The sequence below is a fragment of the uncultured Agathobaculum sp. genome, from assembly GCF_963927765.1.
Classification (GTDB): Bacteria; Bacillota; Clostridia; order Oscillospirales; family Butyricicoccaceae; genus Agathobaculum.
In genome coordinates, this window is sequence record NZ_CAWVCU010000086.1 from 1 (window position 1) to 9,583 (window position 9,583).

Sequence of the window (9,583 nt, forward strand, 5' to 3'; positions counted from 1 at the left end):
CACTTTGCCGTCCCATCATGCTCCGTCCCTCCTTTGTTTCTATTATATCATAGAAACTGAGCATCTGGGGATTTTGTCAACAGGTCCTTTTTTGCACTCTTTCCGGCTGATGGCAGCGGAATGCGGGTTGGGCGATCGGGAAGTGATTATTGAGGAATGGAGCTCGACCTTGTGGCAGCGGGATTTGTCCAGCGATACCTGCTATAAGGCGGCATGGCTGACAAAGAACATACTGGAAAACTGCGATAACGTGGATATGATGGGATACTGGCTGCTGACCGATTTTATCGATGAATGGCTGGTGCCAGGCGGCGTGTTTCATGGCGGATACGGCCTGTTCACGACGAATGGAATCCCGAAGGCAGGATATCAGGCGCTGCGGCTGCTGACGCGCGTTGGCGAGCGGTTGGTTGCACGGGGGCGGGGGTGGTTTGTCTCCAAAAGCCGCAACGAAATTCAGGTATTTCTGTACCATTATTGCCATTATGATGCCTTGTACCGATACCGTTATCAAAAATTGACCAACCCACATGATGCATACAAAGTGTTCCGGCAGGAAGGGAATTTGCATATTGCATTGACCCTGACGGGCTTGCATCCGGGCGGATACCGGCAGGAGCGGCGGCGCATCAGCCGGAAAACCGGTTCGGCCTATGATAAGTGGCTGGAAATCGGTGCGCCGGCAAAAATCGGGCCGGATGATCTGCGTTATTTGAGCGAAACGTCGCAGCCGTCCTTTACGGTCTGCGAGAGCGATACGGATGGAAAGCTGCTGCTGGAAGCAGACCTTGGCCCGCATGAAGTGGAAATGATCCTTCTGCAAAGACGGGATTGCTGATCAGCGAGATAAAATAAAATATATGTTTTTTGACCTTGTATTCCATGATTCTTGCCATATTGGCCGCGGAAAATTTTTGAAATTCCAAAAAGAGCGAAAAATGCGGAAATGGGGAATGCGTAATTTCTGTATTTTTACCTGCTGAAATACAGTACACTAAGGGCAGAAAGAGGGAACCCATTCCTGCGCAGGTTCGTGGCCCCCAATAAAAAACGGAAAAGGGGAGAAACCTATGGCAACAGCAAAGCGAAGCGTGCAAAATCCGGTGGATGAAGCCAATGTAAGAACCAGTATTTTTGAAAAAGTGTCCTACGGCATGGGCGATGTCGCCTGCAATGTAGTGTTTGCACTGACCAGTGGTCTGGTCACGTATTTTTACACCAATGTCATGAGCGTTTCGGCAGCCATGGTCGGTATGATCATGCTGTTCTCACGCATTTTCGATGGTCTGTCCGATGTTGCGATCGGCCTGATTAGGGATAAGGTGCATTCCAAGCATGGCCGCGGCCGCGTTTGGGTGCTTTGGATGGCAATCCCGTATGGAGTAACGGCGGTTGCGCTGTTCTGCCTGCCGGCTAATGCGACAGCGGCGGTGCAGGCCATTTACATTTTTATCACGTATAACCTATGTACTACGGTGGTCTATACGGCGCTCAACCTGCCATACGGCGCAATGGCGCCGCTCATGACGCGCAACGAGCAGGACTTGGCGAAAATCAATCTGTTCCGCATGGCAATGAGTCCGATCGGCAATATGATCGTATCGGCGGCGACTCTGCCGATCATCAACCGCATGGGCGGCGATCAGGCGGCATGGATCAAGGTAACGCTCATTTACTCCATTGTGGCCATTGCATTGCTGTTGTGGTGCTTCTTCGGCACCAAGGAGCGTGTACGCACGCAGGCAGCGCAGGAGGCGGAGAAGCTTCCGGTCGGTGTGCGATTCGGTGCACTCATTCACAACAAGTATTTCCTGCTGATTTTGATTTCGGCGTTGTTCCTTGCCGTATACCAGACGGTCAACGGCACCTGCGCCACCTACTATGCACAGTATATTCTGGGCAATAACGAGTATTACAGCGTGCTCAATCTGGCGGAAAACATTCCGCAGGTCATTGTGATTATGATTCTTGCGCCGTTTATCAAAAAGTTCGGCAAGCGCAATCTGGTGCTCTGGGGCGCGATCCTGACTGCGGTGGCGCAGCTGCTTCTGCTGTTTGTGCCGGCAAACCCGACGTTTGCGGCGGTGATCGCAGCAATTCGCGGCATCGGCAAGGCGCCGCTGTTCGGCTGCATCTTCACCATGATGGCTGACGTGGTCAACTACGGTCACTGGAAAACCGGCGTGCGTGTGCAGGCACTCGTTTTCAGTGCAGCAACCGTAGGACAGAAGTTCGGCGGCGGTATTGCCGGTGCGGTAATCGGTTGGCTGATGGATGCATCGGGCTTTACCGGTCTGGAGCAGGAGATTCCGTCTGCGGTCGCTATGGTAGAAAACCTGTATATCTGGGGCACGGTGTTTGCATGGGCAGTCATTATCCTGCTGATGCTGGCCTATAAGCTGGATAAGCAGTATGACGGAATGATTGCCGATATGGAGCAAAAAGATATGCTCAAGCAGGCGGAATAAAAGGGAAGGAATAGAGCATGTATCAGAATTTTCATTATGCAGTTGACGCGCAGCATCCGTTCAAGCCCCTGTATCAGGGGACGTTTGAAGAGACGGTGACGGTCGGTGGAAAAACAAGGCGGTATCTGGTGTACATCCCGGAGGGGGCGCGGCCCTCGACGGCCGGTGTGTTCATCCTGCCGGAGAATGGCAAAACAGCAGACGATTTGTGGCGCGACAGCTGGTGGCGCATGATCGCAGACACGGAGGAAACCAAGGAAAAGCTGATTCTGTTTTTCCTGGAGCCGCAAGGCGGCAAATGGAATGTCAAAGAGCCGTATGGCGATCCGAATGGGGATGTCGCTTATATCAACGCGGTTTATCTCGCGGGCACGCAGCGCTTCAAGTTTTGCGTACATGAGTCCAAGTTTTATCTGACCGGCTGCCGTGAGGGCGGCGTGCTGGCCAATATGGCGGCGATGTATCAGCCTGCCGTGTGGGCCGGTGTGGTCAGCGTAGGCGGTGCAGCGGTTGCGGAGGCATATCGCAAGGCGGCAGCAGCTGATTTTTGCATCAATCTGGATGGCTTTGAGGATGAGACGCATCGGTTGGGCATCAAAAAAGGCGAAATTCCGATGCCGGCGTGGATCATTGATGATCCCTCCTATCCGCAGGGTGCGGATAACGGCGTGGCGGATTACTGGCGCGCTGCCTGCGGTATTACCGAACCGGGCAGACAGACCGAACCGGACGTGATGACTTATGTGCGGACGCAAGAAGTGCCGTATGCGCCCAATCAGGAAAAAGAAGCGTTTCGGGTCTGCACAAGTGCGATCGCAGACGCATCTGAGGCGTATGCCAATCCGTTGCTGCGCCGCATCTGGAAATCGTTTTTGTATCGGCAGCGCCGCTGGATGAGCGGGCCGGGCGGCGACTTGCGCGTGACAAAAGATCCCGTAGCGGATCTCGGCATGGAATACCACTATGAAGAGATTGGCGGCTGGATGCGCGAATGGTATGTCTATGTACCGAAACAGATAAAGGCAAACCTGGAAAAGCAGGTTCCGCTGGTGTTTGCAATGCATGGCTACACCTGTTCGGGCGAGATCTATGCAGGCAACTCGGAATGGTACAAGGTGGCGGATAAGCATGGCTTTATCGTGGTGCATCCGTCGGCAACGCCGGGACAGATGCTGTGCGCCAATCAGGCATGCGACCCGGATAATGTGCCGCTGCCTGCGTGGAATTTCATGCACAATGCGCCGGATGGGCCGGATGAGTTGCAATTCTTCCGGACGATGCTGGAAAAAACCTGCGCTGCGCATGCGATTGACCGCAGCCGCGTGTATGCAACCGGGCATTCGCACGGTTCGGTGATGACACAGGTGCTTGCCATGGCAATGACCGATGTGTTTGCAGCAGCGGCACCCTGTTCGGGTATCCTGTTCCAGATGCCGGACATGAATATTCGCGCCCTGCCGGAGATCGTTTGCCGGAAGGATGTACAGATCCCGATTTGGATGTTCGGCGGCGAGCAGGAGGCGTGGCTCTTGCCCTCCGTTCCGACCACGGAGAATGAAACCGGCGACAGCCTGCGTATCTGGCGTGGCATCAACCATATTGCGCCCGAGATGCCGGAAGATTTTACAACCGGATGGACGGTGCATGGCCGCTGGCACGATTTGACGTATGGCCGGGAGGATGGTGCGCCGATGGTGAACTTTACTTGGGTGGATTATATGCCGCATGCCACCATGACCGAGATGTCATTCCGCATTTGGGAGGAGTTTTTCTCCAAATTTGCGCGGGTAGACGGAAAAGTGCGCTACTTACAGAAATGAAGGAAAAATGCAATAGAATAGCAAAACAAGCACGGATTCGAGCGAATCCGTGCTTGTTTTTTCTGTAAAGGGTGGCGGCGGAAAGGAAAAGACCGGTGCTTATAATGCGCCTGTAGAGGATTGCGGTATGCCGGCAACCGACTGGCGCGTCACCAGCTTGGTGCCGATGCGAATCTTCCGGGAACGCGGCTCCGGATTATTTTGCGGCTGTTTTTGAATGAGGCGGAGCAGCTCGTCCACGGATTCTTGGGCCAGCGCGTATTTGGAGACGTTGATGGACGTCAACGGCGGCACGGTGACTTCGCACGTGGGACGGTCGTTAAAGCCGACGATGGAAATGTCCTCGGGCACTCGGTAGCCTTGCTCGGTCAGGGCGCGCAAAGCGCCTACGGCAATGGTGTCATCATCGGAAACAAATGCTGTGGGCAGCGGAGCAGAGCGCGAATGCTCCAAATAGGACTTCATATCGCGGTAGCTGCTTTCCTCCGTGTAGTGCAGGGTGATAATATCAGAATCCTGAAACCGCAAACCGAAATACGAAAGAGCGCTTTCATATCCGGCTTGGCGTTCCATAAAACTGCTGATGCGGATATGGCCTCGCAGATATCCGATGCGGGTGTGCCCCATCTTGGTCAGGTATTCGATCGCTTGAAAAGCGCCCATCTGATTGTTGATGGCGATGGTGTTGCAGGTCAGGCGGGTGAAGTCATTGTCCAAGCCCACAAGAGGAATCCGTAGATTCTGGAAGACTTCCATATCTTCATCTTGCATCTCGGTTGCAAAAAGGATAGCGCCCTGACAATCCAGACTGTTGAGATGCTCGATTTGCGGTTCCAGCGGGTGGCGCTTGTCGATGGTGCACAACAGAATGTTATAGCCGTAGGAACGGGCATGGTTTTCGATATTTTCCATGAGCAGCAGAAAAAAAGGATGCAGATCCAGAATTTCGCCGTGACGCTTATAGATGATAAAGCACAGGTTGTTGCTGGGGGAGGAAACGGTTTTCTTGACCAGCGCACCGCATCCCATTTCTTCCAGCTGTGCCAGTACCCTTTCACGAGTGCTGTCGGATACGCCCGGTTTATGATTGATGATCAGGGAAAGGGCGGCAGGTGATATTCCTAATTGATGGGCAATTTCTTTGTTGGTCATTGGTGGTTCCCCCGCTTATAAAAATTCATGAATTGCTTTATGTCCAGTATAAATAAAATTCCATATTTCGTCAAGAAGAAAATAAACGGAATAAAAATATTTAGTGAACGATTTTTATGCAAATTAGTTTGGCTGAAAATTGGTATGATGTGGTAAAATGGCGAAATATCGTATAGAATGGCATCGTATTTTCGCGATAAATAAGATTGGTTTGTTCATGATGCATAAAAACGATTGAGCAAGAATGTTGAATATTCAGTATTTACAATATAAATATTTAGTTATAAAATCTGAATTACAGAAACGAACAAACTAAATATTCAGGAGGGAAACGAAATGATTCAGTACGAAAAGGTAACGGGCGATTTTGATCTGACCGGCAAAAATGCGATCGTTGTGGGCGGTGCCGGCGGCATTGGAGAGGCTACTGCACGGATGTATGCGAAGAAGGGTGCGAACGTTGCCATCGTAGACTGCAAGGATAATTGTCCGGAAGTGGCGGAAGCCATTGCCAAGGAGTTCGGTGTAAAAACCATCGGCGTTAAATGCGATGTCACGCAGCAGGAAAGCGTGGATGCAATGCTCGCCCAAGTGGTCGAAGCCTTTGGTGAGGTCAATGTGCTGGCTGCGATGCCGGGCTTCGTTGATCTGTACCGCGCTACGGACATCGAGATCAGCACGATTGAAAAGCATATCGCAATCAATGCGGTGGGCGTATTCCGCGTCTGTCAGGGCGTTGCCAATCAGATGATCCGGCAGGGCAAGGGCGGCAAGATCGTCTGCATTACCTCGCAGGCGGATTTCATCGCCATCAATAAGCATGTCGGCTACACGATGAGCAAGGCGGCTTTGGTTGGTATGATCAAGGTTTGCGCACTGGAATGGGCCGAATACGGTATCAATGTCAATGGCGTGGCGCCGACCGTAGTCAATACCTACATGGGTGAAAAGGCATGGCAGGGCAAGGTGAAAACCGATATGATCGAGAAGATCCCGGCACATCGCTTTGCAGAAACCGATGAAATCGCAGCGGCGGTCCTGTTCCTCTCCTGCAAAGAATCCAACATGATCACAGGTAAAGATCTGGTGGTTGACGGCGGCTTCACCATTTACTAATCGCGAAAACGGAGGATGCAAGATGGACGCACTGACAAGAAAGTCTTACGAAATGCGGAGGGACATCATCGAAATGGTGTACCGTTCCCGCGCAGGTCATGTGGGTGGCGATTTGAGCGTCATTGATATTTTGACCACCCTGTATTTTGATGTGATGAACGTATCCCCTCAGCAGGTAAATGACCTTGACCGGGACAGATTCCTCCTGAGCAAAGGGCACTGTGCGGATGCACTGTACTGTGTTCTGGGAGAAAAGGGCTTTTTCAATAAGCGGGAAGCGATCGAGACGTTCAGCCAATATCAAAGCCGTTATATCGGGCATCCCAATATGGAGGTGCCCGGCGTGGAGATGAACTCCGGTTCGCTGGGACATGGCTTGTCGGTTGGCGTCGGCATGGCGCTTGCAGCAAAAATGGATCAGCGTCCTTACCGCACTTATGTGGTGCTGGGGGATGGTGAAATGGCGGAAGGCTCCAATTATGAAGGCATGATGGCTGCCGGTCATTATCATCTGGACAACCTTTGCGCTACGGTGGACCTGAACCGCTTGCAAATCAGCGGCACAACGGAAGAAGTGATGAACAGCGCAAGCCTTGCGGATAAGTTCCGGGATTTTGGATGGCATGTCATCTCGATAGAGGACGGCAACAATTGCAGTCAGCTGCATGCTGCATATGAGCAGGCGGCCGCATATAAAGGAAAGCCTACCGCTATCATTGCGAACACCGTGAAGGGCAAGGGCGTGTCCTTTATGGAAAATCAGACTTCCTGGCATCACGGCGTCATGACCGAGGAACAGTATCAGCAGGCAATGAAAGAAATTGAGGAGGTGCTGCAAGGTGAATAACATAACCAACAGGCAAGCCATTTGCGAAACGCTGCTGGAAGCGGCTAAAACAGACACGGATATCGTGGTGCTTTGCACAGATTCCCGGGGTTCTGCATCCATGACGCCGTTTGCAAAGGCATTTCCGGAGCAGTTTGTTGAGCTGGGCATTGCGGAACAGAATCTGGTTTCGGTTTCGGCCGGCCTTGCAGCGTGTGGTAAGAAAGCGTTTGCGGTTTCTCCGGCGTGCTTTTTGTCCACCAGAAGCTATGAGCAGGCGAAAATTGATGTAGCTTATAGCAACACCAATGTGACTTTGGTGGGCGTCAGCGGAGGCGTAAGCTACGGCGCTCTGGGCATGAGCCACCATTCCTGTCAGGATATCGCGGCAATGTGCGCGCTGCCGGATATGCGGGTGTACTTGCCCAGCGACCGCTTTCAGACGGCAAAACTCATGCAAGCGCTGTTGCAGGATGAAAAACCGGCTTATGTACGGGTGAGCCGCTCCGCCACCGAGGATGTATATGATGAAACGATGGCGTTTGAACTGGACAAAGCCAATGTCATTTCCACCGGAGCGGATATGACCCTGATTGCGTGCGGCGAGATGGTGCCTTATGCGGTGAAGGCGGCGGAAATCCTGCAAGCAGAAGGCATTCATGCCGGAGTAGTGGACATGTATTGCCTCAAGCCGTTGGATGAAAAGACAGTGCTGCAATGCGCGGATCAGTCCAAGCTGCTGGTAACCATTGAAGAGCATTCGGTATTTGGCGGACTGGGCAGCTTGGTATCCCGGGTGACCGCAGCCCACCATCCGACCAAGGTCTGTCAGATTGCTTTGCCGGACGCACATTTGGTTCCGGGCACCAATAAAGAGGTGTTTCATTATTACGGTATGGACGCGGAAGGGATTGCGTGCACGGTAAAAAAAGCGCTGGCGGAGGAATAATCCATGGGCTACATACTGGGCATCGATCAGAGTACGCAGGGCACCAAAGCCATCCTGACAGATGAGAATGGGCGCATGGTAGGGCGTGCAGACCGCACCCACCGACAAATCATCAATGCGCAGGGATGGGTTTCGCATGACTTGGAGGAAATCTATCAAAGCGTGATTGCCGCGGCAAAAGATGTGGTGGAGCAAACCGGCATCCGTAAAGCGGATATCTTTGCCATCGGCATCAGCAACCAACGAGAAACCACCGCGATCTGGAACCGGCAGGGGGAGCCCTTAAACCTTGCCGTTGTGTGGCAATGCGCCAGAGCCAAGGAGATTGCGCATCAGAAAAAGGCGCATAGCGAAGAAATCGAAAAAAAGACAGGACTGCCGTTGTCTCCGTACTTTCCAGCTGCTAAAATGGCTTGGCTGCTGCAAAATACTGAAGAACTGCCGGAGACGGCGGAGATTCGCTTGGGCACCATAGACAGCTGGCTGATTTACCGGCTTGCGAACGGAGAACAGTGGAAAACCGATTATTCCAATGCGTCCAGAACCCAGCTGTTCGACTTGCATACCTTGCAGTGGAGCGAGGAGATCTGCCGGATCTTTGACATTCCCGTGGAGTGCCTGCCAACGGTGTGCGACAGCAACAGCCTGTTCGGCATGACCGACTTGGATGGCTTTCTTCCGCATAAAGTGCCGATTCACAGTGCGATGGGTGATTCCCATGCGGCGCTGTTTGGACAAGGCTGCCACAGCTGTGGTATGATAAAAACCACGTATGGCACCGGCTCGTCTATTATGATGAACACGGGGGAAAGCTGTATTGCCAGTCGGCATGGTTTGGCTACCTCGCTGGCTTGGGGCATTGATGGCAAGGTAAACTACGTGCTGGAGGGCAACATCAATTATACCGGCGCGGTCATTACCTGGCTGAAGGATGATTTGCAGCTGATCCAATCCCCGGGGGAGACGGAAGCGGCGGCAAAAGCGGCCAATCCGCAGGACCGCACCGTGTTGGTGCCCGCGTTTTCCGGTTTATCTGCCCCTTATTGGAACGACGAAGCCAAAGGGATGCTGTATGGCATGACCCGCACGACCGGCAGAAACGAGATCATCCGTGCGGCGCTGGACAGCATTGTGCTGCAGATACAAGCGGTCTTGGATGCTATGAGCAAATGCTCATGTACGGTAAGGAAGCAAGCAACCGAAAACAAGAGATAGACCGCCAGCACTACACTATTCCGAACCAAAGACCAAA

General features: G+C 52.7%; 7 protein-coding genes and 1 pseudogene. 7 read left to right on the top strand and 1 reads right to left on the bottom strand.

Annotation, left to right across the window (positions count from 1 at the left end; genetic code table 11):
* The 3 genes and pseudogenes from ABGT74_RS07890 to ABGT74_RS07900 form a co-directional block, all read left to right on the top strand.
* Nucleotides 1–838 (top strand): annotated as a pseudogene (locus tag ABGT74_RS07890) (hypothetical protein); the annotation flags it as partial.
* A 232-nt stretch (nt 839–1,070) separates the two neighbouring features.
* A complete protein-coding gene (locus ABGT74_RS07895; protein WP_297284371.1) occupies nt 1,071–2,468 on the top strand; it encodes a glycoside-pentoside-hexuronide (GPH):cation symporter in 1,398 nt (465 codons plus the stop codon).
* A 17-nt stretch (nt 2,469–2,485) separates the two neighbouring features.
* A complete protein-coding gene (locus ABGT74_RS07900; protein ID WP_297284370.1) occupies nt 2,486–4,288 on the top strand; it encodes a PHB depolymerase family esterase in 1,803 nt (600 codons plus the stop codon).
* 99 nt (nt 4,289–4,387) lie between these two features.
* On the opposite strand, the gene ABGT74_RS07905 is transcribed toward ABGT74_RS07900, so the two are convergent.
* On the bottom strand, nt 4,388–5,440 hold the full coding sequence (locus ABGT74_RS07905; RefSeq protein WP_297284369.1) for a LacI family DNA-binding transcriptional regulator: 1,053 nt from the start codon (nt 5,438–5,440) through the stop codon (nt 4,388–4,390).
* Between the two features lie 336 nt (nt 5,441–5,776).
* On the opposite strand from ABGT74_RS07905, the gene ABGT74_RS07910 reads away from it, so the two are divergent.
* The 4 genes from ABGT74_RS07910 to ABGT74_RS07925 are packed head-to-tail and all read left to right on the top strand — an operon-like array spanning nt 5,777 to nt 9,546.
* Nucleotides 5,777–6,556 (top strand): SDR family oxidoreductase, encoded by a 780-nt coding sequence (locus ABGT74_RS07910; protein ID WP_297284368.1) that lies wholly within the window; start codon nt 5,777–5,779, stop codon nt 6,554–6,556.
* A 22-nt stretch (nt 6,557–6,578) separates the two neighbouring features.
* Nucleotides 6,579–7,403 carry a transketolase gene (locus ABGT74_RS07915; protein ID WP_297284367.1) on the top strand — a complete coding sequence of 275 codons (825 nt, stop codon included), beginning with the start codon at nt 6,579–6,581 and terminating at the stop codon, nt 7,401–7,403.
* Nucleotides 7,396–8,331: a transketolase C-terminal domain-containing protein gene (locus tag ABGT74_RS07920; RefSeq protein WP_297284366.1), complete on the top strand. Its 936-nt coding sequence runs from the start codon at nt 7,396–7,398 to the stop codon at nt 8,329–8,331. Before ABGT74_RS07915 ends, ABGT74_RS07920 begins: the two co-directional genes overlap by 8 nt.
* Nucleotides 8,332–8,334: 3 nt before the next feature.
* Nucleotides 8,335–9,546 (top strand): FGGY family carbohydrate kinase, encoded by a 1,212-nt coding sequence (locus ABGT74_RS07925; protein ID WP_297284365.1) that lies wholly within the window; start codon nt 8,335–8,337, stop codon nt 9,544–9,546.
* Nucleotides 9,547–9,583 lie beyond the last annotated feature (37 nt).